Source organism: Enterocloster sp. 210928-DFI.2.20, from assembly GCF_020554465.1.
Lineage (GTDB): Bacteria > Bacillota > Clostridia > Lachnospirales > Lachnospiraceae > Enterocloster > Enterocloster bolteae.
In genome coordinates this window covers 1-23,483 of record NZ_JAJCHK010000020.1, presented here as the reverse complement: position 1 = coordinate 23,483, position 23,483 = coordinate 1, and the positions used below count along the sequence as shown (strand labels likewise).

The window sequence follows — 23,483 nt, the reverse complement described above, 5'->3', positions numbered from 1 at the left end:
TTTCCTCCGTTAAAAATCCTGTGGGTGTATCTTATCCACATACTTTCCGTCCAGAACGTCCTTTAAATACTTGCCGTACTGGTTCTTTTTAAGAATCTCATAGGTCTCCATAACCTGTTCCCTGGTAATCCAGCCCCTGAGGTAGGCAATCTCCTCCAGGCAGGCAATCTTGCGGTGCTGATGTGTCTCCACAGTCTTCACGAAGTTGGTGGCCTCCACCAGAGACTCATGGGTCCCTGTATCCAGCCATGTAAAGCCCTGTCCAAGAAGAATCACATCCAGCTCGCCCTTCTCCAGGTATATGCGGTTTAAGTCCGTGATCTCCAGCTCGCCCCTGGCTGATGGCTTTAAGTTCTTCGCATACTCCACCACCCGGTTGTCGTAGAAATAAAGACCGGTGACACAGTAGTTGGACTTGGGCTTCTCCGGCTTTTCCTCAATGGAAATAGCCTTGCCGTCCCCGTCAAACTCCACAATACCGAAGCGTTCCGGATCGTCCACATAGTAGCCGAACACCGTGGCTCCCTTTTCCTTGTTCGCTGCGGCGCGCAGGCGCTTGGCAAGCCCCTGTCCGTGGAAAATATTATCACCCAGGACCATTGCCACGGAATCGCTTCCAATAAATTCCTCACCGATGATAAAAGCCTGGGCCAGTCCGTCCGGGCTTGGCTGTACCGCATAGCTCAGCTCAATGCCGAACTGGTGGCCGTCGCCCAAAAGAGCTTCAAACCTTGGCGTGTCGTCCGGAGTGGAGATAATCAGGATATCCCTGATTCCCGCATTCATAAGGACAGACAGCGGATAGTATATCATTGGTTTGTCATAAATCGGAAGCAGCTGTTTGGAAGTCACCTTGGTGAGCGGATAGAGCCGCGTCCCGCTCCCTCCGGCCAGTATAATCCCTTTCATATTTCCTCCTTGGTTCGCTGTAAGCGCGAAAAGACCGCTTAGCGCACGTCTTTACTTGAATTTTTCTTTGTCCAATATATCACACTATCTCTATTTTTTCAAATAAACTGATAAATATTTCGTTATTATTAAGAAGATATCAATATACATAACTACTGAAGGATTTCCACACCGTTACCTACGTCCCCCACTTCACCCACAGGGTTGTCGCGGATGTCCAGATACTCCAGAAATTCCGCCTGTTTCAGAGGGGCCAGGTCCGTTATATAATTGTCCTTAAGGCTGAGTCTTTTAAGGTTCTTAAGACCTGCGGCAAAATTCAGATCCGCCAGCTCGTTGCTGTCCAGGTACAGCTCCTCCAGATTAGGGAAGCGGGACAGGATATCCATATGTTCCCCCAACTTCACATCATCATACCACACACTGGTCATTCCGCCGTAGGATTCTACATAATAATTCTTGTGAAGCTCCATATTTCTGAGGCCCAGCACCCGCAGGCTGGGATTTTCCTTTATCTTGTCAAAGTTTATCTCAAATTTACCGTTATCCAGATACAATTCCTCCAGGCCCTGGTGGTTAAAAATGGAACTCACATCCCCATACACCTCCACCAGGTAGTTATAGCCACTCCAGCCCGTTCCGTCCAGATTACCGGTGAAGTCAGCATATTTAAGTCCTGTCATGCCTTTGAGGAAGTCCAGGTTTCTCAAATTCCCCTGGGAATTCCATACAGAGTAAAATGTAAGCCGTTCCACCCCGGTCAGGGATGAGAGGGCGTCCGCCTGGTCCACATTGCAGTTGTGTATGGAAAGCTCCTTCAGACTGCTAAGCCCCCTGATAGAGGAAATGGACATAAAGCCCTTGATTTCCAGCCTTTCCAGGCCGGAGAGGGATGACAGGTCCGGGTCCGGCTGGGACGTCATCTTATCAATGCTTAAGGACGTCAGCCCTGGGGCTGTTCCCACCGGTCCGAAATCCTGCACCTTGTTATTTCCCAATAGCGTCAGGGAGCGCAGAGCTGGCACCTCTGACAGGGAAGCCAGGCTGATGACAGCAGTATCCTCTAACGTAAGGTCCTCCAATGCAGGAAGCCCCTTGATAAAGCCGATGTCCTTAATGATATCCGAATTCAGGTACAGGGATTTAAGGCCGCCCATCACCGAGATGGCAGAGTAATCCTTCACCCTTATCTTATCCTTGTCCGTACTGATAATGGAATCAGAGTCCACCGTGTCTTCCAGCGACAGGTAATTAAGACTCTTTAACGGCACCAGCTGCTTTAAGTTGGTGTCGGGATAATCCCGGACAGTCAGGCGTTCCAGATTCTCAAAGGATGCGATTCCCTCCATAGAGGTAATTCCCTTAAGCTGCAGCTCTGTAATCTGTGCCGGGTCGTCCAGCATATCCTTTATGCCGGAAATTTCCACATTTCCCGCTGTGATGCCCTTAAGTTCCTTAAGCCCCTTTAAAGTGCGGACCCTGGACAGCCCTGACCCCAAATCCAGTTTCACCAGTCCTGTAAAAGCCGCCGCGTCCTGGGGCTCCCAGTCCATGGCCCCAAAGGAGGCCGTCTGCACCACCGGCTCCTTTTCGCTGTAAGGGTCGTCGAAGCTGTACCATACCCGGTCTGTTTCCAGGGATGTCTCCACTTTAAGATACCTGACTCCGGCCAGGTCCTCCGGGCTGATTTCCGACGGTTCCTTTTGGAACATCTCCCATGTCATGGCATGAAACAGGGGCGAATCTGCCTTTGGAGCCGTTTCCCCCTCCCGGACTTCCTCCCCTGCTTCCCCTTCCTTCCCCAAGTATCCGGCCGGGCGGGTGTAGGCGGGAATTGACGGCGGAGCGGTCCGCGGCCCGGAGGAAGAACCGGAACCAGAGGACAGGATAAAAGCAGCCAGCAGAACGCCCGCGCAGGCCAAGCCAGCACCAAGGGCTATTTTGGCCCCGTTTCCCTGGTCTTTGCCGGAAGGGGTTGTCTGGTATATATTGTAATTTGTAATATGCTGGACTTTCTCATCGTCCAGCAGGAACTGGCTCCCGCAGTATTCGCATGTTATAAGCTTTGTCTGTGAATCCTCCACCTTAAGCTTACCCCCGCAGGAAGGGCATTTTATCTCTACCATTTTCATAAACACTTTTCCTCTTTGCCTTTGCTGGTAATCGCGGTTTCAAACCGGACCGCTTCGCGGCCTCATATGACACCATTATAATTCATTTCAGGCAGGTATGGCAAGCAGCTTTGCAGTCTTACCGCAGCAGCAAGAGAGGGACAACCCGTGCAGCAGGTGATGTCCCTCTCTCGTTTACCATTTTTTTGTTTTTTATGCCGTTATGCCGTTCTGCCGTTGACCGCCTTCATGAACCGCCCTGCAATCTCCAGCGGCCGGGTAATGGCCCCGCCCACAATGACTGCCCATGCTCCCATATCCAGCATTTTCACAGCCTCCTCCGGCGTGTGGACACGGCCTTCCCCGATGACAGGAATGGGAAGTTCTTCCGAAAGCCGCCTGACCAGCTCAAAATCCGGTCCTTCCAGCCTGGGGGTGTAATCCGTATATCCGCTCATGGTGGTGCTCACCAGGTCAATTCCGCTTTTCCACGCCTGAATCCCCTCCTGATAATCGGAGATATCGGCCATCAGAATCTGATCCGGATATTTTTCTTTGATGGTCCCAATGTATTCCCATGGGCTCAGCCCATCCCCACGCTTCCTGTCTGTGCAGTCAACGGCAATGATGTCGGCTCCTGCCTCCGCCAGGGCGTCCACCTCCCGCATAGTGGGAGTGATATATCCGTCATATCCCTCATACACCTGCTTGATCAGACCGATGACAGGAAGCCCTGTCTCCCTCTTGATTCCCACCACATCCCGCACCGTGTTGGCGCGTATCATGGGGCTTCCGGCCTCTCTGGCCGCCCTGGCCATATAAGGCATCAGGGTACGCTCCGGGTCATAGAGAGGTTCCCCGGGCAGGGCCTGGCAGGAGATGATGAGCTTTCCTTTGATACGGTTAAATAGTTCTGTTTTGTCCATTTCGTTCCAATCCTTTCCCTCCGGCTTTCACGGCCTCTCATCAGCCACAGCCACCTTAACCACACATTTTTTGATATCTTCAGGCTGTTCCAGGCATCCGCCCGGCCCATGAGCCTCCCCTGCCATGCACAGAATAAACCTGCCGGGCCCCATAACGCAGCGTCCCCCTGCTCCTGCACAGGCTGCCGCCTTCTGAAAATCCGGCCGGTATTCCCCAATGGGAGTCACACCGTTAAGGGCCGTCTCTATGACCTCGCAACCGTCTATATCTATCTGGATATCCATATAATCTCTGTGCACTTCATAACTCTCATCCGTCAGCTCATGGGTCCTGGCCTCCATCACCTGCAGAAATACCCTGTCCCCGTCAATCTCCGTCTTTCCCAAAGGAAGGGTGTTTATATCCACAGACATCAGATAATCAATGGCCTTATCCAGATTCCTGTTCATGCCCCTGTAATTTCCTATATTAGCCAGCAAATCGTATATCATATCAGCAGTATTTCTCCTTTGCGGCTTCTATCATGGCGGCTGCCTCCCCGGCAATGGCCCGGTCGCCATCGCATAAGTCTGTCAGCGGTTTTCGCACGCCTCCTATATCAATTCCTCTGCTGACCCGCAGCACTTCCTTTATCATGGCATACATATTACAGGTTCCTGAGCAGAGCTTATATATAATTTCATCCGCATCATACTGGATAGCCCTGGCCTCTGCCATCCTGTTTTCTGATACCAGATCATATATCTTTAAAAACAGTTCGGGCATGGCTCCGTAGGTGCCGCCGATTCCTCCATCCGCCCCCATGGCCAGACCGGACACCAGCTGTTCGTCGGGTCCGTTGAACACGATAAAATCCTCCCGTGTCTTCATGGCCTCGGCCTTAAACATCTGGATGTCCTGGACCGGCATGGATGAGTTCTTCACGCCTGCCACACGTCCGTTTAAGAGCATTGTCCTTAAAAGACTCATGGTCAGGGCCGTACCGGCCAGCTGGGGTATGTTATAGATAATAAAATCCGTATCAGGCGCTGCCTCTGATATGTCATTCCAGTACCCGGCAGCCGAATATTCCGGAAGCTTAAAATAAATGGGCGGTATGGCTGCAATCCCGTCCACACCCAGGGACTGGGCATGGGCTGCCAGAATACGGCTGTCCCTTGTGTTATTGCAGGCAACATGGGCTATGACCGTGAGACGGCCCGCGGCCTCGTCCATCACAGCCTCCAGCGTCTTTTTCCTGTCCTCCACAGACTGGTAGATGCATTCTCCCGAAGACCCGCCCACATAGACGCCCTTCACTCCCTGGTCCACAAAGTACCTGGTCAAGGCCCGCACTCCGTCCCCGCTTACCTCTCCCGCCCTGTCGTAGCAGGCGTAAAATGCCGGGATGATTCCCCTGTATTTGTCAAGCTTCATTCTTATTTCACCCCCGTTATCTCAGAAAGTTTTACCTTCCTGTTCTCAAACCTGGACCTGGTGCAGGCGTCTGCCGTGGCAATGGCGTTCCTGGCAGCCTCCCCTGTAAGCAGGGCCTTAAACTCCTCATCCGGCTGGGCGCCATGCATGATATTGTTGAAATACTCCATCTCATCATACATGATGCTGTGAAGCCACATAGGAGGCTTTTTCCCGGGTTTGCCGTACATGATGGCGCCGTCCATCTCCGTGCCGTGATAGATTCTGGTGCGGTCATCATCCTCCTCCTGGGTTTTGTGCATAAGGAAAGGTTCTTCCTTATCCCCCTTCTTAAGGGTTCCTCCGCAGTTGAACATATCCAGGCGGATGGCGCCCTCTGTTCCCTGAATCAGCACATAATGTTCCGGCCAGTGGAAGGCGGATCCGTACTCCAGCACAGCGTATCTGTTATCCCCGTATTCCATGGTGATGAACAGCATATCGTCCTCATCCCCAAACTGCTCTCCGCAGTGGGCCACATTGCCGCCCGCCATGGTCACTTCCTCGGGGCAGCCGCCCATAAGGAACTGGATACAGTCCAGCTCATGGATGTGATGGTAGAGGTGGCCTCCTGATTTTGCCCTTATTTTCTTCCAGCTGACCGAGGGCTGTATATCCTCCCAGCCGTTCCTGGCCGAGTGGCAGTACAGCACCTTTCCTATGACTCCGTCATTAATCATCTTCTTGGCTGTGCGCACGCCCTTAAAAAAGTTCATTACATGGCCTGCCATGAAGGTGACATTGTGGGCAACGCATGCCTCCACCATCTCCACGCAGTCCTGATAGGACAGGGCAATGGGTTTCTCACAGAATACGTGTACCCCGTGCTCCGCCGCCTTGATGACCGGTTCCTTGTGAAGGTAATTGGGGGATGCCACGATTACCGCGTCCACGTCTTCACGGCTGTATAGCCGGTCCAGGTCCGTCTCCGTGTCACAGCCCAGCTCCGCCGCCACTGTACCTGCATTCTCCGGGTCATAGACAGCCACTACCCTGGCCCCCTCCTGCTCCTTCATGATGCGGGCCAGCTCCGCCCCAAAATATCCCGTTCCAACCACTGCATATCCGATTGTCTTCATGACTGTTCTCCTTTACCGTCCATATTTTTCACTTCATGATTTCGCTGAGTTTTACCTTCCTGTCTTCCTTAAGGGACAGGGTGCAGGCGTCTGCCGTAGCAATGGAATTCCTGGCAGCCTCACCGGTGAGAAGGGGAAGGAACTCGTCTGTAACCGGGGCGCCGTGAAGCACATTGTTCAGAAACTCCATCTCTTCGTCCATGATGCCCTGAAGCCACAGAAAGGGCTTTCTTCCCGGCCTTCCGAACTGGTTGCCGTTGTCCCGCTCCGTCTCCCTGTAAATCCGGGTCCTGTCATCGTCCTCCTCTTTTGTGCGGTGCACCAGGAAATGTTCTTCCTTTTCCCCTGTCTTAAGGGTCATGCCGCAGCTGCACATATCAATCTTTATGGCTCCTCTGGTTCCCTGTATCAGCAGATAGTGCTCCTGCCACCGGAAAGCGGAACCATATTCCAGGACCGCATAGCGCCTGTCCGGATATTCCATGGTGATAAACAGCATATCGTCCTCATCCCCGAACCGGTCGTCCCTGTGGGCAACATTGCCTCCTGCCATGGTCACTGTTTCAGGACAGCCCCCCATAAGGAACTGGACGCAGTCCAGCTCATGGATATGGTGGTACAGGTGCCCTCCTGATTTGGATCGTGTCTTTTTCCAGGTTTCTGATGCACCGGTTCCCTCCCATGCGTTGCGTGCCCCGTGGCAGTAGAGAATGTCCCCGATAACGCCCTGTCCGATGAGTTCCTTTGCCTTTCTCACGCCACGGAAGAAATTCATCACATGACCTGCCATGAATACCACATGGTTTTCCCGGCATGCATCCACCATCTCCCTGCAGTCCTCAAAGCTTAAGGCGATGGGCTTTTCGCAGAACACATGAAGTCCATGCTCCGCCGCGGCCAGCACCGGCTCCTTGTGCAGATAATTGGGTGTGGCCACAATCACCGCCTGTATATCCTTTCTGGATACCAATGATTCCAGGCTGTCCTCTGCATCGCATCCCAGCTCTGCCGCCACCGGACCTCCGTTTTCAGGGTCATAGACAGCCCGTATCTGGGCCCCTTGTTTTGTATTCATGATGCGTGCCAGCTCCGCCCCGAAATAGCCGGAGCCCACCACGCCGTATCCAATAGTTCCCGTTATAACTTCCATAAAATATAACTCCTTTTCCCTTTCTGTTAAATTCATCAGGACTTCACAGCGCCCTCCGACATGCCGCCTGCAATCTTGTTCTGTATGAGGCAGAAGAAAATGACAGAGGGAAGCACCACCAGAGCAGATGCTGCCATCATGTCTCCCCAGTCCAGTATCTCAGCTCCGTCCAGGGAGCGCAGGGCCACCGCAACAGTCATCTTGCTGGTATTATTCATCAAAATCAACGCATACAGAAACTCATTCCAGGTGTTGATGAAGGTATAGATGGCCGTGGCCACCACACCGGGCGCCACCAGGGGAAGCACCACCTGGACAAAGGTCTGCATTTTGTTGGCCCCGTCGATTCTGGCCGCCTCCTCGATTTCCAGGGGTACGGTCCTGAAGAATCCGGTCAGAAGCCACACCGCATAGGGCACGGAGAAGGACAGGTACACGATAACCAGGCCAATCCTTGTGTTAATCAGTCCCAGCTTTCCCATGACCACAGAGTAGGGAATGGCCAGAAGGATGGGCGGGAATATGTAAGTGGTCACCAGCACCTTGGACATGGCTGATCCCAGCCGCTTAAAGAACCTGACGATTCCATAGGCTGCCAGCGCAGCCACCGTAATGGCAATCAGGGTTGTCACCAGGGAGATGATAACGCTGTTTCTTATATTGACAAAAAACTTAAGGTCGTTGATAACATGGGCGTAATAGTCAAAGGTCCATGTCTCAGGCCAGAAGGCCGTGGGATTTCCCGTCAGTTCACCCTTACCCTTCAGGGAGGATATGATAATCCATACCAGCGGGAAAATGGAGATAAGGGTCAGAATAATCAGGTATATATGGCTGATAACGTTTCCTGCTTTAAACTTTTTCATTTACTGTCCTCCTTTTCCCACTTATTGATGACCGCGAAGTAGATGCCGCATATAATCATCAGGAATATAAACAGCAGCACGGTCACTGCCGATGAACGTCCGATCAGCTTGGTGCTCCATCCCATATTGTAGGCGTAGAGCGGTATGGTCTGGGTGGTGCCCGCCGGTCCGCCGCCCGTAATCAGGTAAATCAGGTCAAAGTTGTTAAAAATCCACACGGTCCTTAGAACCACCAGCAGTCCCACCACCATCTTGATATGGGGCACTGTGACATAGTAGAAGGACTGCCACGGCCTGGCCCCGTCTATCTGGGCGGCCTCGTACTGGTCCTTGGGAACTGTTTCCAGAGCCGAGAGCACATTTACCATAATCATGGGCGCTCCGAACCATATATTAATCAGCACCAGGCTTACAAAAGCCAGCGTACCGCTGGTCAGAAACTGGGGTGCGGCCTCACAGATTCCCAGCTTCACCAGGATATTCGGCAGGAAGCCGTACACTCCGTTGAGAATCCATTTCCAGGAAAATGCAATGACGATGGAGGGAAATGCCCAGGGAATGATGAGAAGGGTCTTGTAAACGCCCTTACACACCTTAATCCGCTTCAGGGCCAGGGCAGCGGTAAAACCCACTGCTATCTGTCCCACCAAGGACAGGACCGTCCATTTCAGGGAATTGAAAAATGAAAGCCAGAAGCCGCTGTCCCTTAACACCTCTGCATAATTCTTAAAGCCAATGAATTTATAGGCCGGCTTAATCAGGTTTTTGTTTGTAAAGCTGTATACGATGCTGGAACAGATGGGATATATGAATAATGCAATTACAATGACGATTGCAGGAAGTACAAACAACCACCTTGTATAACTTTTCTTCCCCAAGATTTCCTCCTCCTTCTCAGTATTAGAGCGTGTCTCAAAAATGCATGCGCTTTTTCAGACACGCTCCGCGACAACTTATTCAGCTGTCTCAAACAGTGCGTTCAGTTTATCTTCTGCTGTTTTGGCAGCAGTCTTTACATCTGTCCCGTTGGTAATGATATCCTGGAACATATCCTCGATCACATGGTTGTTCTGCATAATACCGGCCTGGACATTAGGACCGTGCTCATAACCAAATGCAGTACCGATATCGGCTGCCGCTGTCAGCACTTCCTCTGCATGTGTAAACTGCCTGATGGTGTCATCATCCTTGTATGCATCTGTGTCAGCGATTCCCTTGATGGCAGGAAGCATGCCCACCGGGGTTGCGTGCAGGAATTCGACGTATGTATCCTCATCATAAAGAGTTTTCATAAATGCCTTACAGATTTCGGGATGCTTGGAAGCCTTCCACACAACCATAGGCGTGTTTGTGGTCATGATTCCCTCGTCCGGGTCATCCGCGTTGATTTTTGGAATCGGATAGCAGTCCACATACTGGAGCAGGTCCGGCGAGTTGGCTGCAACACCTGAAATCTGGAAGCCGGAGTTAAAATCAAATGCGGTTTTGCCCTGGTAATACAGGGTAGCCTGGTCCAGCACATCAAAGTTAATGGAATCCTTAGGCGAGCAGTCATTGTATACCTTCAGCCAGTAGTTGATGCCGTCAATGGCCAGGTCGCTGGTCAGGTTGGCTTTCAGGTCATCGGTCAGCAGGCTGCCTCCGCCGCTTCTCACATAGAAATCCAGGAAAAAGGTTGCCTGGAAGTCATTTGTCCCGCATGGGAAGGACAGTCCGTAGACGCCGTCCTTTGTAAGGGCCTTGGCTGTGTCGTAAAGCTCGTCCCAGGTCTTTGGAACCTCCAGACCGTTTTTCTCCAGCAGGTCCTTCCTGATCCACATCACATGGGCGTGTCTGTAAAGGGGAACAGAATAGTTATTGCCGTCCATGGTGCCCTCGGATATGGCTGCCTCTGCGAATTTGTCACGGCCGATGTCGTCAATCAGGTCATTGATGGGCGTCAGGGCATCTGCGTTAATCATCTCCGCAACCTGTGCCGGAAGGGCGGTGCTCATATCAGGTACATTGCCGGATGCAAGCCCGGTGGTCCACTTGGTATAAAAGTCATTCCATGAGAATGTCTCAATATTGATTTTCACATCCGGGTTTTCTTCCATAAATTTGTCTGCCGCCTTCTGGATGGTCTCCAGTCTTGGCCCCTGGGTAAATGAATGCCAGAACGTAATCTCACCTGAAAGCGCTCCCTCTGTTCCGCTGCCGCTTCCGTCCTGGCTCCCCGTATCCTGTGCCTGGGACTGGCTTCCTGCTTCTTTGGAACCGGAAGCCTCTGTGGATGAACCGGAACTGCCGCATCCGGCCAACAGTGCTGCTGCAAGTGCTGCCGCAAGAATAAAGCTTACATGACTCTTTTTCATATCATTTCTCCTTTTTCTGAATTATTTCCGTCCGTCATTCTGCTGTTTCTATAGGTATTATATTGATTTTCTTTATGCATTTCAACATTCTGGACAACTTATAATAGCACAAAACAACCACTATACTATTTTTTTATCCAGTTTTGGTTTTGAGCAGGCAGGGACCTGTCCCCGTATCTTTAGGAGACAGGAAAAGGACAGGGCCGGAACCTGATTCCGGATACCTGTCCTTTTGTATCTGATGTTTCTTATCTCTGCTCCCTGCTTCCTATTTTCACTCTCCTGCTGTTTCCGTCACAATCCATTCCTTCTTAATCTGCCACAGGGCCGCCTGGACACTTTTGGCCCCGGATTCCTCCCCTGCCCGAATCTGCTCATGATGGCGAAACAGCCTGGGCCAGCTGCCCATGATTTTCTGTTTCAGCTCCGGATAAAAACCAGTGAGAACCGCGTCCATCTCCCTGACCCCCCGCTGCTTTAAATACGCCTGGAAAGCCAGCTCATCCGCCTCATCTTCGCCCAGGTATTTAAGGCACAGAATCTTATTCCAGTCATACATGTCAAAAAACACAGCCTCATTCCTGGGAACACAGAGCGTCAGTGTCCTGGTTCCGGCCGACTGGTCCAGGCTGTACAGGTTCATAAAGGACCAATAGGGAAATTCCGCCCCCTCAGGTTTGGGAACCAGCTTCGCTGCCTCCTTCACGAACCATCTGTAGACAGTCAGGAAAATAGGGCCGCTTTCCCCATATTTTCTGCGCACATACTCCTCACGGGAAAAACAGTGGCCGTCCCTCTCTATGGCCTTTAATACAGCATCTGCCTGTGCCGCGTATAAAATCACCTTATCACCTGTGTCACCCATTCTTTTCTTATCTCCCATATATTTCCATATTTTGAATCATTCCCTAAAATCACACTGTCATCAAAAAGCCGGTCCCAGCTGGCAATAATTTCCCTCTTAAGGTGGGGATAGAACTGGGACATGTATGCCTTGGCATCGCTTACCCCGTACTGCTCCATCATATCCTGATGGCGTCTGGCATCCGCCTTATCCTTTGGTATGTAGGAGTAATTGAGGATGCTTCCCCATTTTTCTATATTGACAGAGGTAATACGGTCCGGTTCCAGGGTCAGCTCCAGTATAACGGCGCCCGGACTGGGAAGCATGACCGCCTCACTGGTAAATGAAACCCATACCGGATACTCCACATCCCCGGGCTTCCTGGCCGCGTCCGGACTGTGCCTTACCAGCCAGTCATATACCTCCAGCACCAGTCCCGCATGCTCCTGCAGGTCACTGCGGATATATTCCCGCCTGGCAATGTACCTGCCATTTTCATTCAGCTCCTTCAGCACATTTTCATGCTGCTTTGTCCATACCTTGATTTGTTCCATCCCGCCATCCATCCTCTCTCTATTGTTTTGTCACCCCTACTCCTGCGACATCTTCCTGTACCGTCCCGGCGTCATCCCAAACGCCTGCCTGAATACCCGTGTAAAATGGTTGGCATCCTCGAACCCCACATCGTGGGCAATACAGTTCACAGGATCATTGGAAACCAGCAGAAGTCTGGCTGCCGTGGTCAGACGCACCTGGCGTATAAACTCTGTGGCGGTCTTCCCTGTGGCCTCCTTAAACAGACGCCGGAAAGTAGTCTCAGCCACTTCCGCCATACCGCTTAATTTATCTGAGGTATATTCCTCCGTGGGATTTAACATGATATAGTCAATAACGGTCTGTATCCTGGGGTCTGTCTGCACCGTGGATTTCTTCACCCTTTTTCGTATCTGCTCCAGGTTGTACTCCAGGCCGTTGATCTCCGCCTTCACATCATCCGGCTCATCGGAGTTCAGAATGTCAATCAGGCTGGCGATCAGAGTGTCAAGGGCTCCTCTTACGTGGAAGGATTTTGACTTTTTGTCCGTGCGCACCCACTTATAGATATCGCTGAAATAAGGTTCGATTCCCTCCCCCACATCCATCACCAGGGGAAAGTTATAGTACTCCCTGAGGAAATTGGCCCCCTCGTAGAACACGGATGTGGTAAAACGGATGCTGTAAAACGCAAACGTATCCTCCAGCGCCTTACATGACAGCCAGCAGCCCTCCGGTATATAGGACACCTGTCCCTTCCTCACAATGACCGTCTCCCCGTCTACCACAAACTCAGCGCTTCCGTCAATGATATAGCGCAGCATATTGTACGGTATGGCGCTCTCCGGGTACGTCCAGGTACGTCCGAAGGAGTATTTATCTATATACAGAAAATTAAACCGGATGGTATTCATGAATGAGGAAAGCGACTGCATGATGTGCACCCCCCTTTTAACAGTATTGCCTTATTACTTCCGGCCCACCGGCACTTCCGGTTTCGTAATCTTAATCTGCCCGCCGTCCGGACCTTTATATTTTGATTGTATCAAATCACGCCCCCAATAGCCAGACCCTTGACAGAAAATTTTATCCGATGGGATTTTATACGCATATTTGTCCACACAGGCCGCCGCATTCCCTTCCTGCCTCTTCCCGGCCTCTTTCCGGCTGTTTGCCTCTCACCGCCCGATTCCCAGCTGTTTAATCAGCTGTTCAATCCCCTCAGGACTGTCCGCAAATGTTTTCACCGGCGCCCCAACCATTTCCCCGCACTCCTCCTCCGTAATGGTGCCATGGCGCAGGACAGGCCCCTGTTCCAGCTCCACGGTGTAGTTCCAGCTGACCTGTCCCAGGTTATCGGTCAGGGCAATGAGCACACAGGCATATGCTTTCATCCGCTCCTCAAACACAGCTGAATTGGACGTGCTCTCCTCAAAGTTAAGCGTCCAGCCATAGGGCTCACCGGAGGTCTGGAGCTCATTCTTAAAGCTTCCCAACTCTCTTGATATTCCCAATGTGCCTGAGAGCCTTCCGTCTGCCGAGGCATCGCCTATATACGGATTCCTGGCCCTGTACAGTTCATTGGCCAGGCTGCTGATCAGGTCTCCGTTACTCTTAATCGTAATACCCTGGATATTCAAATCCATTCCACCGCCGGGAAGCGCCAGTTCCAGGTTAAATGTGCCGCTTCTGTTCCAGAATGACGGCAGACAGGAATAGATGACCAGCCTCTTTGCCCCGTCCTCCTGCACCAGCTTATATCCCCTGTAAACAGCGGCTGAATCTGCCATGACTCCTCCCACATTCACCTGTTCCCCATTGACATCGGTGTAGGTGAGCACATATGACTCCGTGGGATATCCTATTACAAACAGCTTCATAAAAAGTGCTGCCGCCATAAACAGGAACACCCCTGCCGCCGCCAGAACCACGTTCCTTACATTCTTTCTTCTTACCTTTTTCAGATAATCAATTTCCGGCGGTTCTCCTGCTGTTTGGGAAGCATCCCCTTCCATCTCTGCCTTCATCCGCTCATACATTTCCCTGCAGGTCTCACATTCCTCCAGATGGCTGCGGATTTCCCGGTCCGTTGTTTCAGACGTCAGGCCGTCCGCATACATAGGCATTAAATCCTGAATAATCTCACATGGTATTCTGTGGTTCATAGTTTTCCTGCCTCCTTCACGACTCTCTCTTTCCCGCGGTAATAGGTCACCCTTGCCCAGTTCTCGCTGCGCCCCATGATTTCCCCAATCTGCCCGAAAGTAAGGTTTCCCACCAGCCTGAGGTACATAACCTCCCTCATAGGGTCCTCCAGGCCGTGAACCAGCTTCAGTATCTGCACATTGTCCCATAAACAAAGAGCCCGGGACTCTGCGGATTCCACAGATACCTGTTCAGCCTCATCCAGGGGCACATGGTCTTTCTGCCTTCGCAGATAATCACGCCACAGATTTTTAGCAATTGCGCAGAGCCAGGTGGATATGCTGCTTTCTCCCTTATACCCGCCGATGTGTTTCACAGCCTGGTAAAAGGTCTCCTGGGTCAGTTCCTCTGCCAGGCCGGGGTCCCGGGTCCTGGTTAAGAGAAAACCATATATCATTTTTCCGTGTTTCATATAAATTTCTTCCATGGAATCCATATACGCATTTCCTCCTTCTGTTAATTAGTGTCCCGTACCCAGGATTCGTTACAGAAAAATAATAATAAAACAGACCCGGCCAGAACCAGGAATATAATATCCCGGATATCTGGCTGGGTCCTGATTGCTTTGAGCCCATTGCCCCGTTTTTATGTTCTGAAGCCCTATTGAGGATTTTTCTCTCAGGCCTTGGGTATATCCAGAGTCTGTCCCTCATATATCAGGTTCGGATTCTTCACTGAGCCGGAACTAAGCTGGTAAATAAGCTCCCATTTCAGAGGATCTCCCAGGGCTGCTGTGGATTTTGCAAAACTGGAATGCCTCGCTGGGGGAAGATGGTTTCTCCACGTCAATCTGATAGTAGAGCGGCTCAAATATTGCTCCGTCCACCCGCACTTCCTCTTGGCCGTCATCCACCAGAAACAGACACTAAACAGCCTCGTTCATCCTTGCCAGCTTTGCAGCCTGGTCTGCCGCAATCAGATTATCCAATAGCTCCTGAATATCCCCGTTCATAATAGAATCAATCTTATACAGTGTCAGCTTGATTCTGTGGTCCGTCACGCGGCCCTGAGGGAAGTTGTAGGTACGTATCTTCTCAGAGCGGTCGCCGGTACCGATCTGGCTGCGGCGCTCCTCTGCCTCTGAGCTCTGGCGTTTTTCCAGCTCAATGTCGTACAGCTTGGAACGCAGCAGGCGGAATGCCTTTTCCTTGTTCTGAAGCTGGGATTTCTCTGTCTGGCTGTAAATAACGATTCCCGTAGGCATATGGGTCAGACGAACCGCGGAGTCTGTTGTGTTGACGCACTGTCCGCCGTTGCCCGATGCGCGCATAACGTCGATACGGCAGTCGTTCATGTCAATCTGCACGTCCACTTCCTCGGCCTCAGGCATAACGGCCACAGTGGCAGTGGATGTATGGATGCGGCCGCCGGATTCTGTCTCAGGCACACGCTGGACGCGGTGCACGCCGCTCTCATATTTAAGCTTGGAGTACGCGCCCTTGCCCGTAACCATGGCAACCACTTCCTTGAAACCGCCGATGCCGTTTTCATTAAGGCTGACAATCTCCACCTTCCATCTCTGGCTGTCCGCATAGTTTGAATACATGCGGTAAAGTTCGGCCGCAAACAGAGCTGCCTCGTCTCCGCCTGCGCCTGCCCGGATTTCCAGAATGATGTTCTTGTCATCGTTAGGGTCCTTTGGAAGCAGGAGAATCTTAAGTTCATGCTCCAGGTCCTCAATCCGCTTTCTGGCATCGGACAGCTCTTCCTTGGCCATCTCCCGCATCTCCTCGTCGTTCTCTTCCTCCAGAAGGGCCAGGCTGTCCTCCACATCCTGCTTTGCCTGCTTGTACTGCTTATAGGCCTCCACAATAGGAGCCAGGTCAGCCTGCTCCTTCATGAGCCTGGTAAAACGCTTGGTATCCTGGGTCACATCCGGGTCACCCAGCATAAGCATCAGTTCTTCATAATGAATCAACATATCATCCAGCTTATCAAACATATCTATCTCCTGCTCCTGCGATTATTCCAATTCCAACCACTACATTAACCTGTTACCTGTGTTTCTCCCGGTCCGGCATCCCGGTCCGCACCAGCCGGGCGTTTATGTCTAAGCGTTTATGTCCGCCCTCTCACCCCCGGCCTCACAGCCTGGCCCTCACCACCCGGTCCTGTCCTGCCAGATCCTGAAATGTCCTCACATCCCTGTATCCCCCGGACCGGAACAATCCTTCCACTGCCTCTGACTGGTCATATCCAATCTCCATATAGATACTTCCGCCCTCCGCCAGATGATTCCGGGCCTCTTCTGCCAGGATTCGGTAAAAGGTCAGCCCGTCATCACTTCCGTCCAGGGCAATCCTGGGCTCATGGTCCCTTACCTCCGGAGCAAGGCCCTCTATGACCCGGCTGGGGATATAAGGCGGGTTTGAGACAATGACATCAAAGGTCCTGTCCGTCTCCAGAGCGCTGAACATATTGCTCTCAAACAATTCAAATCCGCCCTCGTATCCGCCCAAAAGCCTGTCACGGTTTCCGGCTGCCACCTTAAGGGCCTCGGCCGACACATCCAGGGCAGCCACATGACGGTATCTGCCCATGAGCGCCAGGCTGATGGCAATGCACCCGGAACCGGTGCACATGTCCAGTACGCGTTTTTCCCTGTCATTCTGTTCCTCCAGGACCAGCTCCACCAGTGTCTCCGTGTCCTGCCTTGGTATCAGCACATGTTCATTTACAAGGAACTCAAATCCCATGAACTCCTGCGTTCCGGTCAGGTGCTGGAGAGGGGTCCGGCCTGCCCTGGCTTCTATGAGCCTCATAAATTCCCGGCATTTTCCCTCTGTCTCCTCATCCTTCCCCAGCTCCCTGGCCTTCAGGGCCAGAAAAGACGCCAGATTCAGATGAAATACCTCCAGAAGCAGATACCTGGCATCCAGCTGCGGATCCGGCACCCCGGCCTTATTCAGTTCCTGAACACCCTGCCACAACAGCTGCTGCATGGTCATGTTTTACTGCTCCTTCACTGTCATTGCCTTTACCATTTCTGCTGACTTTATCATTTTCACTGCTTTCATCATTTCCATTTCCGCCATCATAGTGCCTGCTTTTCTGCCATCCCGGAAAATTCTCATCCAGATAAGCCCGCCAGTCAAACACTGTCTCCACTGCCGCGATAGCCACCTCTATCATGCTGTCATCCGGCTCCGTGGTTGTCAGTCCCTGCATCCACATGCCGGGACGGCTGAGCACATTCACCAGCCGTGAGTCATGGCGTCCCGCAAAACGCAGGAACTCATAGGACACGCCCGCGATCACAGGTATCAGCACAATCCGGCTCACCACACGCAGCCAGACCGTATCCACCCGTATCACCATAAAAAACAGGATGCTGATAACCATGACAATCATAATAAAGCTGGTACCGCACCGTTTATGCTCCTTGGAACTTGCCCTTACATTGTCCACTGTAAGCTCCAGCCCGTGCTCGATACAGTTGATGCACTTATGCTCTGAACCGTGGTACATAAAGGTCCTCCTGATATCCTCCATACGGGATACCAGCTTGATATAGGCTATGAAAATGACGATTCGTATTACGCCCTCCAGTATGGCCATCACTGTGTCGGAATGGATGAATCCTCTGCATATATTGGCGATAAACAGGGGAAGCACCATGAAAATGCCAATTGCCATAACAAAGGAAAATACCATAACCACTGTCATGAGCGCGCTCTCCAGCTTCTCGCCGAAAACCTTATCCAGCCACGCCTCAAATTTACCGGGCTCTGCCTCCTCGTCGTCCTCAAAAAAACTGCAGGACCAGGTGAGGGCCCTCATGCCCACTACCATGGAATCTATAAAACTGAAAATACCTCTTACAAAGGGAAGACCTAATACTTTATGCTTCTTGGTCATACTCAAATAGGTATCCTTTTTCACCTCAATATCCCCGTCCGGCTTGCGGACCGCAATGGCGTAGTCATTGCCGTTCTGCATCATGATGCCCTCGATTACGGCCTGACCACCAATTCCTGAATATTTCATTCCTTTAACCTTTCTGCTGTACGAAAAAGAAACCCTCTTTCCATGATTTCCCATGAATTCAGAAAGGGCTGAGCCTGCTCCCAAGCTCAACCCTCATCTCTTTGCTTATTAGTTAGCATTCATGCCATATTTACGATTGAACTTATCAATACGTCCACGAGCCTGAGCAGCCTTCTGCTGTCCGGTGTAGAATGAATGGCACTTGGAACAAACCTCAACGTGGATGTCCTGCTTTGTTGAACCTGTTACGAACTCATTACCACAGTTGCAGACAACCTTTGCCTGGTAATAGCTTGGATGGATTCCTTCTTTCATGATTTTCACCTCTCTGATATTATTTGCGGTTTCCGACCGCGGCCTGTGTATGCCAATCTGTCTCTGTACATTACAGGCAGCCGGCCGTATGCCGTCACCAGAACGCACAGATATCAGCAATAACTAAGTTAAACGCGTCCTCACCGTAAGGTTCTGACTCACGCGAACGCTAAAACTGCCGTCAATTCAGACAGCTTACATAGTATATCATAGAACCCCGGGACTTGCAAGATATTTTTTTGAAAATGTGGACAAATATCTAGCTGGATATGGGGTCAGGATATAGGGTTACTTCCAGCACTCCGGAAGCTCAGGTTCCCGTACCCTCACCGGCTCAGGATAAATCTCACCATGCAGTTCCAGCTCCACCCGCTCAATAATTTCCGGCTTCACCGGACGGTTGACCTCCACACCTTCTATGGGGAAATCCGTTACAGGCACTGTCTCTACCTTTTCCAGCCTGTATAACTCATCCAGGCCCTCCAGAACACGGCCGAACACAGGATAAATGCCCTTGTGGTCCGGACAGTCCCTGAGGGGGAAGAAAAACTCGCAGCCTGCCAGTCCTGCCTCACCGTAGCCGCCCATACACACGGCTCCGGGATGGGAGTCCAGGGGTACCACGTCCGGGTTCAGTTCAAACTCATTGGGAATCAGATACCGGCATTCCCTCTTTCCAAAGGCCGTGTAGCTGACATCCACCCAGTTTCCCGGCACAATCCGCTCAATGGCATGGTGGTCCAGGTATCCCCTGGAGGCTGTATAGATAAAGCTGTTCACTGTATTGGGCGCTGACTCCGGCAAAAGCTCTATGACAATGTTCCTGCCGTTGGCCATATGTAATGTTGCGATTGGATTCATATATCCTCCTATATAACCTCTGTTAGCCGGTTACGGATGAACCGATTATCTCAAATTCCTTGGAATAGTGGTTGAGCACCTCGCATCCATCCTCTGTCACCAGCACCAGATCCTCCACACGGACGCCGGTATCCCCGGGCAGATAGATTCCCGGTTCAATGGAAAATATCATTCCCGGCTCCGCTTTCTGGGTATTCACAGAGGACACGTCTCCGAATTCATGCTCTCCCAGACCGATGAAATGCCCCAGCCTGTGGGTAAAGAAAGGTCCGTATCCCTGTTCAGCGATCAGGTCCCTGGCCGCCCCGTCCAGCTCGCACAGAGGTACGCCCGGACGTATCTTTGAGATAGCTGTCTCATTGGCGCTGCGGACAATCTCATAAATACGGCGGTGCTCGTCACTGGCTTTGCGGAAGTAAAAGGTACGGGTCATATCGGAACAGTACCCGTCCTTGATGCAGCCCACGTCAAAAAGCACTGAATCACCCGGCTTTATGACGGTGCCGTCCGGTCCATGATGAGGGTCCGCCGCGTTGGCTCCAAAGGCCACCAGCGGTTCAAAGGAAAAACCGTCCGCCCCCAGGTCCATATATATCTTAAGCATCTGGTCTGCAACCTGACGCTCCGTGACGCCTTCATGAATCAGCGTTTTGAACACTGCCATGGCCTTATCATTGATGTCAGAGGCAGTGCGCATCTTATCCTGCTCCTCCTCATCCTTAACACCCCTTGTCCTGTCCACGGCAATGGAGGAATTTACAAAACCGGCAGCAGCCTCCATCTCCATAAGGGGCAGCAGAAACCGGGCCTTTAAATCCTTATCAACGCCCAGCGGGCTCTCCTTATCCAGATAGCCTGCCACGATTTCCGCCGCCGGGTCTGTATCCGAATACCACACCTTCTCCACACCCACATCCTCAGGCACGGTAAACAGTTTATTCAGAAAATACACATGTTTCCCGTCCTCCCTCAGGTAAAGGGCATAAAACCGTTCAAATGGCTCCACATACACGCCTGTGAGATAGTAAATGGACATGGGGTCCACAATCAGCATCTGTCTCAGCCCCATTTCCTTCAGGGCTTCCATGATACGCTCCGCTCTCTTCTGCTTCATGATAATATCCTCCTCTTCTAAAACTGCTTTCTCAGCTTGGGGTCCAGCAAATCCCGAAGACCGTCGCCGATAAAATTAGCGCCTACAGCCATTGTAAAGATCGCCAGTCCCGGAAAGCCGGCCACCCAGAACTTATTGAAATAGTCAGCTCCATCCGAGACCATCATACCCCACTCCGGCGTTGGCGGCGCAGAGCCCAGTCCCAGAAAGCTTAAGGTGGAGAACATCAGAATCTGGTTTCCGATGTCCGTGGTAGCCATAATCAGAACCGAACTGATGCTGTTGGGAATGACCTCCTTCATCAGGATCCGGATTCTGGAGGCGCCCAGAACCTCGGAAGCCGCCACATATTCATTTTCCTTTACACTCAGCACCACGCTGCGCATCATACGGGCATAGGTGGGCCATGCCACCACAATCAGGGCAAACATGGTGTTAAACAGGTTGGAACCCATAACCGCATTGATAATCATTGCCAGGATCAGGGAGGGGAAGGACAAAATCATCTCTGAAAAACGCATCATCACATTGTCCACCCAGCCGCCCACATAGCCTGCTACGGCTCCGTAAAATGTACCGATAAAACCTGCTATGACTACGGTAAGGCAGCCTGCCAGCAGGGAATACCTTCCTCCGTAGAGCACACGGCTGAAAATGTCCCTTCCAAAATTGTCCGTGCCAAACCAGTGCTCTGAGGACGGAGCCTTTAACCGCTGTCCCAGGTCCTGGACAATCGGGTCATAGGGAGCCAGCGCCGGCGCCAGAATAGCTGCCGCAATCCATGCCAGACAGATAATTACGCCCAGCGTAAACAGGTAATTGGATTTAAATAACCGCTTTATAGACTGTACCATCAGCTGCACCTCACTCTCGGGTCAATGATTCCGTATAATATATCCACCACTGTATTGATGACCATATAATTCAGTGCAATCAGCAGAGCCACCCCGATGATGGACGGGAAATCCACAGAAAGCACGGACTCATAGGCAAACTGCCCCACACCCGGCCAGTTGAAAATGGTTTCCACCAGCACCATGCCGCCTAACAGGTTGCCCAGGCCCAGACCGATGACAGTGAGCACAGGAATCAGGGCGTTTCCCAGGGCGTGGCGGATAATCAGTCCCGGCCTTGACAGGCCCTTGGCCTTTGCCGTACGGATATAGTCTGTGGACATAACGTCCAGAAGATTGGAGCGGGCTGTCCTGGTAATCAGTCCCATGGTAAAGGCCGCAAGCACGGTTCCCGGAAGAATCAGATGGCTGGCAGCGTCCAGTGCCTTGGGGATATTTCCCTCCAGCAGACTGTCAATGACATACATGCCCGTAACCGTGGCCGGCGCCGTAAAGGCGTTGCTCAGGCGGCCCGGACCCGGAAACAGTTTCAGCTTGTAATAGAAGAAATATAATACCAGCAGGGCAAACCAGAAGCTGGGAATGCTTACGCCTGTAACGGATATGGCCCGGACCGTCTGGTCCAGGATGCTGTTGCGCCGGATGGCGGATATAATGCCGAACAACACCCCTAAAATGGCGGCAATCACAATGGCAAACAAAGCCAGTTCAATGGTGGCCGGGTAACACCTGGCCAGCTCCGACAGCACCGGTTTGTTTGTGCGCATGGAAGTTCCCAGGTCAAACTGTAAAAGATTCTTCATGTACAGGATATACTGCACGGGCAGGGGCTGGTCCAGGCCGTATTTTGCCCGGTAGGCAGCCACGATCTCAGGATCATTTAAGGCTCTCTGGCTCAAGTTAGCCACGGTGGGGTCTCCCGGTATCATTTTCGTCAGTATGAAAACCAGGGTGGCGACACCAAACAGCATGACTACCAGATACACCAGTCTTTTTCCTATAAATTTCAGCTGTTCCATACGATACCTCTCTTTTCTTATGTTTCAATCCATACTTATATAAAATTCAATTTTATGTTGTATTCCAGTCTCATACAGATATTCCCGTCAACGGTATCCCCTCCGGGATGGGCGTTCACGGCAATACCTGCTGCCGCTTAAACTTCTGACCTGACCGGGCCGGGGCCGGCGCCAGACAGCACTGTTTACGGAGCCTGCGGGCAGGAAGATATCTGCCTGCCCGCAAAACAGTTCCGTATATAACATTATTACTTCACGTTAATCAGAGTCAGATCCAGGGCATAGGGGTCTGATATGGCCACTCCCTCCAGCCTGGTGTTATAGCCGATATGGGACGGAGCCTGCGCCACCATAATGAAGGGCCCATGCTCGTACATTGCATCCTGGATTTCCTCCAGAACAGCGATACGCGCGTCATTGTCCGTTGCAGACATGGTTTTTTCATACATGGCTGCCAGCTCCGGATCCATGTCGGCGCTCCATCCGGCCCTCTTTCCAACCACTCCGCCCGGAAGGAATTCCAGCTGCACGTTGGGGTCGTTATAATCGGTTCCCCAGTACATAACCGTAAAGCCCAGGGTTCCGTCGCGGTAAGCATCGCCGTATCCTGCTGCCCATGGCTGTGAAACAATATTTACATTGATTCCCACCTGTGACAGATCATCCTTAATCTTCTGGGCCAGGTCTGTCAGGAGAATTCCCTCCATATCCAGGTCTGTCACAGTCAGGTCCACATCAAATCCGTCCGGGTATCCTGCCTCTGCCAGCAACGCCTTTGCTTCCTCCAGATTTGTATAGTCAGCAGGCCTCTCGCCCTTGCTTCCCATGAATCCCACCTGGATGATATGATCTCTCGGAATCTTGAGTGATCATGCCAGCAAAACTCTGGCATTGAACTT

At 51.8% G+C, this 23,483-nt stretch carries 23 protein-coding genes and 1 pseudogene; all 24 read right to left on the bottom strand.

All coding sequences use genetic code 11. The features are described from left to right. Positions 1-9 precede the first annotated feature (9 nt). Positions 10-909: a glucose-1-phosphate thymidylyltransferase RfbA gene (gene rfbA / locus LI015_RS17390; protein WP_002568334.1), complete on the bottom strand. Its 900-nt coding sequence runs from the start codon at positions 907-909 to the stop codon at positions 10-12. Positions 910-1,061: 152 nt separating this feature from the next. Further along, positions 1,062-3,041, bottom strand: coding sequence for a leucine-rich repeat domain-containing protein (locus LI015_RS17385; RefSeq protein ID WP_118024101.1), 1,980 nt, complete (start codon positions 3,039-3,041; stop codon positions 1,062-1,064). Positions 3,042-3,241: 200 nt separating this feature from the next. After that, a complete protein-coding gene (locus LI015_RS17380; RefSeq protein WP_002570306.1) occupies positions 3,242-3,946 on the bottom strand; it encodes an N-acetylmannosamine-6-phosphate 2-epimerase in 705 nt (234 codons plus the stop codon). Positions 3,947-3,973: 27 nt separating this feature from the next. Continuing rightward, positions 3,974-4,438 carry a YhcH/YjgK/YiaL family protein gene (locus LI015_RS17375; RefSeq protein ID WP_002570307.1) on the bottom strand — a complete coding sequence of 155 codons (465 nt, stop codon included), beginning with the start codon at positions 4,436-4,438 and terminating at the stop codon, positions 3,974-3,976. 1 nt (position 4,439) lies between these two features. Next, complete coding sequence (locus tag LI015_RS17370) at positions 4,440-5,363, bottom strand: dihydrodipicolinate synthase family protein (RefSeq protein WP_002570308.1); 924 nt, start codon at positions 5,361-5,363, stop codon at positions 4,440-4,442. A 2-nt stretch (positions 5,364-5,365) separates the two neighbouring features. Further along, positions 5,366-6,481, bottom strand: a complete 1,116-nt coding sequence (locus tag LI015_RS17365; protein WP_002568339.1) for a Gfo/Idh/MocA family protein — start codon at positions 6,479-6,481, stop codon at positions 5,366-5,368. Between the two features lie 28 nt (positions 6,482-6,509). Further along, on the bottom strand, positions 6,510-7,631 hold the full coding sequence (locus LI015_RS17360) for a Gfo/Idh/MocA family protein (RefSeq protein WP_227125815.1): 1,122 nt from the start codon (positions 7,629-7,631) through the stop codon (positions 6,510-6,512). Between the two features lie 35 nt (positions 7,632-7,666). Further along, positions 7,667-8,497, bottom strand: coding sequence for a carbohydrate ABC transporter permease (locus LI015_RS17355; protein ID WP_002568341.1), 831 nt, complete (start codon positions 8,495-8,497; stop codon positions 7,667-7,669). Continuing rightward, a complete protein-coding gene (locus LI015_RS17350) occupies positions 8,494-9,375 on the bottom strand; it encodes a carbohydrate ABC transporter permease (RefSeq protein ID WP_002568342.1) in 882 nt (293 codons plus the stop codon). The genes LI015_RS17355 and LI015_RS17350 overlap by 4 nt, the downstream gene beginning before the upstream one ends. A 75-nt stretch (positions 9,376-9,450) precedes the next feature. Further along, entirely contained in the window at positions 9,451-10,851 is a 1,401-nt protein-coding gene (locus LI015_RS17345) for an ABC transporter substrate-binding protein (RefSeq protein ID WP_002568343.1), read from the bottom strand. A 274-nt stretch (positions 10,852-11,125) separates the two neighbouring features. Continuing rightward, positions 11,126-11,716 carry a DUF3841 domain-containing protein gene (locus tag LI015_RS17340; RefSeq protein ID WP_227125813.1) on the bottom strand — a complete coding sequence of 197 codons (591 nt, stop codon included), beginning with the start codon at positions 11,714-11,716 and terminating at the stop codon, positions 11,126-11,128. After that, on the bottom strand, positions 11,692-12,249 hold the full coding sequence (locus LI015_RS17335; RefSeq protein ID WP_002568345.1) for a DUF3841 domain-containing protein: 558 nt from the start codon (positions 12,247-12,249) through the stop codon (positions 11,692-11,694). Before LI015_RS17335 ends, LI015_RS17340 begins: the two co-directional genes overlap by 25 nt. A 36-nt stretch (positions 12,250-12,285) precedes the next feature. Then, positions 12,286-13,164, bottom strand: a complete 879-nt coding sequence (locus LI015_RS17330) for a helix-turn-helix domain-containing protein (RefSeq protein WP_002568346.1) — start codon at positions 13,162-13,164, stop codon at positions 12,286-12,288. A gap of 243 nt (positions 13,165-13,407) precedes the next feature. Continuing rightward, the gene (locus LI015_RS17325; protein WP_195632143.1) at positions 13,408-14,394 is read right to left on the bottom strand and encodes a DUF4825 domain-containing protein; all 987 of its coding nucleotides are present in this window, start codon (positions 14,392-14,394) and stop codon (positions 13,408-13,410) included. Further along, positions 14,391-14,870, bottom strand: coding sequence for an RNA polymerase sigma factor (locus LI015_RS17320; protein ID WP_002568348.1), 480 nt, complete (start codon positions 14,868-14,870; stop codon positions 14,391-14,393). Before LI015_RS17320 ends, LI015_RS17325 begins: the two co-directional genes overlap by 4 nt. Positions 14,871-15,299: 429 nt before the next feature. Continuing rightward, positions 15,300-16,376 (bottom strand): peptide chain release factor 1, encoded by a 1,077-nt coding sequence (prfA, locus tag LI015_RS17315; protein ID WP_002570314.1) that lies wholly within the window; start codon positions 16,374-16,376, stop codon positions 15,300-15,302. Between the two features lie 142 nt (positions 16,377-16,518). Beyond that, a complete protein-coding gene (prmC, locus tag LI015_RS17310; RefSeq protein WP_227125811.1) occupies positions 16,519-17,382 on the bottom strand; it encodes a peptide chain release factor N(5)-glutamine methyltransferase in 864 nt (287 codons plus the stop codon). Then, positions 17,336-18,505, bottom strand: coding sequence for a DUF1385 domain-containing protein (locus LI015_RS17305; protein WP_002568351.1), 1,170 nt, complete (start codon positions 18,503-18,505; stop codon positions 17,336-17,338). The genes prmC and LI015_RS17305 overlap by 47 nt, the downstream gene beginning before the upstream one ends. 24 nt (positions 18,506-18,529) lie before the next feature. After that, positions 18,530-18,736, bottom strand: coding sequence for a 50S ribosomal protein L31 (gene rpmE / locus LI015_RS17300; protein WP_002568352.1), 207 nt, complete (start codon positions 18,734-18,736; stop codon positions 18,530-18,532). 288 nt (positions 18,737-19,024) lie between these two features. After that, positions 19,025-19,597, bottom strand: coding sequence for a peptidylprolyl isomerase (locus LI015_RS17295; RefSeq protein WP_227125809.1), 573 nt, complete (start codon positions 19,595-19,597; stop codon positions 19,025-19,027). Between the two features lie 22 nt (positions 19,598-19,619). After that, positions 19,620-20,711 carry a M24 family metallopeptidase gene (locus LI015_RS17290; RefSeq protein ID WP_002568354.1) on the bottom strand — a complete coding sequence of 364 codons (1,092 nt, stop codon included), beginning with the start codon at positions 20,709-20,711 and terminating at the stop codon, positions 19,620-19,622. A 17-nt stretch (positions 20,712-20,728) separates the two neighbouring features. Continuing rightward, positions 20,729-21,565: an ABC transporter permease gene (locus tag LI015_RS17285; RefSeq protein WP_002568355.1), complete on the bottom strand. Its 837-nt coding sequence runs from the start codon at positions 21,563-21,565 to the stop codon at positions 20,729-20,731. Further along, positions 21,565-22,584 carry an ABC transporter permease gene (locus tag LI015_RS17280; RefSeq protein WP_002568356.1) on the bottom strand — a complete coding sequence of 340 codons (1,020 nt, stop codon included), beginning with the start codon at positions 22,582-22,584 and terminating at the stop codon, positions 21,565-21,567. The genes LI015_RS17285 and LI015_RS17280 overlap by 1 nt, the downstream gene beginning before the upstream one ends. Before the next feature lie 248 nt (positions 22,585-22,832). After that, positions 22,833-23,429 (bottom strand): annotated as a pseudogene (locus LI015_RS17275) (ABC transporter substrate-binding protein); the annotation flags it as partial. Positions 23,430-23,483: the final 54 nt, after the last annotated feature.

Excerpts from the sequence above, each read along its gene's own strand:
- rfbA (WP_002568334.1), bottom strand. The coding sequence starts at position 909 with ATGAAAGGGATTATACTGGCCGGAGGGAGCGGGACGCGGCTCTATCCG.
- LI015_RS17385 (WP_118024101.1), bottom strand. The coding sequence starts at position 3,041 with ATGAAAATGGTAGAGATAAAATGCCCTTCCTGCGGGGGTAAGCTTAAG.
- LI015_RS17380 (WP_002570306.1), bottom strand. The coding sequence starts at position 3,946 with ATGGACAAAACAGAACTATTTAACCGTATCAAAGGAAAGCTCATCATC.
- LI015_RS17375 (WP_002570307.1), bottom strand. The coding sequence starts at position 4,438 with ATGATATACGATTTGCTGGCTAATATAGGAAATTACAGGGGCATGAAC.
- LI015_RS17370 (WP_002570308.1), bottom strand. The coding sequence starts at position 5,363 with ATGAAGCTTGACAAATACAGGGGAATCATCCCGGCATTTTACGCCTGC.
- LI015_RS17365 (WP_002568339.1), bottom strand. The coding sequence starts at position 6,481 with ATGAAGACAATCGGATATGCAGTGGTTGGAACGGGATATTTTGGGGCG.
- LI015_RS17360 (WP_227125815.1), bottom strand. The coding sequence starts at position 7,631 with ATGGAAGTTATAACGGGAACTATTGGATACGGCGTGGTGGGCTCCGGC.
- LI015_RS17355 (WP_002568341.1), bottom strand. The coding sequence starts at position 8,497 with ATGAAAAAGTTTAAAGCAGGAAACGTTATCAGCCATATATACCTGATT.
- LI015_RS17345 (WP_002568343.1), bottom strand. The coding sequence starts at position 10,851 with ATGAAAAAGAGTCATGTAAGCTTTATTCTTGCGGCAGCACTTGCAGCA.
- LI015_RS17340 (WP_227125813.1), bottom strand. The coding sequence starts at position 11,716 with ATGGGTGACACAGGTGATAAGGTGATTTTATACGCGGCACAGGCAGAT.
- LI015_RS17335 (WP_002568345.1), bottom strand. The coding sequence starts at position 12,249 with ATGGAACAAATCAAGGTATGGACAAAGCAGCATGAAAATGTGCTGAAG.
- LI015_RS17330 (WP_002568346.1), bottom strand. The coding sequence starts at position 13,164 with ATGCAGTCGCTTTCCTCATTCATGAATACCATCCGGTTTAATTTTCTG.
- LI015_RS17325 (WP_195632143.1), bottom strand. The coding sequence starts at position 14,394 with ATGAACCACAGAATACCATGTGAGATTATTCAGGATTTAATGCCTATG.
- LI015_RS17320 (WP_002568348.1), bottom strand. The coding sequence starts at position 14,870 with ATGGATTCCATGGAAGAAATTTATATGAAACACGGAAAAATGATATAT.
- prfA (WP_002570314.1), bottom strand. The coding sequence starts at position 16,376 with ATGTTTGATAAGCTGGATGATATGTTGATTCATTATGAAGAACTGATG.
- prmC (WP_227125811.1), bottom strand. The coding sequence starts at position 17,382 with ATGACCATGCAGCAGCTGTTGTGGCAGGGTGTTCAGGAACTGAATAAG.
- rpmE (WP_002568352.1), bottom strand. The coding sequence starts at position 18,736 with ATGAAAGAAGGAATCCATCCAAGCTATTACCAGGCAAAGGTTGTCTGC.
- LI015_RS17295 (WP_227125809.1), bottom strand. The coding sequence starts at position 19,597 with ATGAATCCAATCGCAACATTACATATGGCCAACGGCAGGAACATTGTC.
- LI015_RS17290 (WP_002568354.1), bottom strand. The coding sequence starts at position 20,711 with ATGAAGCAGAAGAGAGCGGAGCGTATCATGGAAGCCCTGAAGGAAATG.
- LI015_RS17285 (WP_002568355.1), bottom strand. The coding sequence starts at position 21,565 with ATGGTACAGTCTATAAAGCGGTTATTTAAATCCAATTACCTGTTTACG.
- LI015_RS17280 (WP_002568356.1), bottom strand. The coding sequence starts at position 22,584 with ATGGAACAGCTGAAATTTATAGGAAAAAGACTGGTGTATCTGGTAGTC.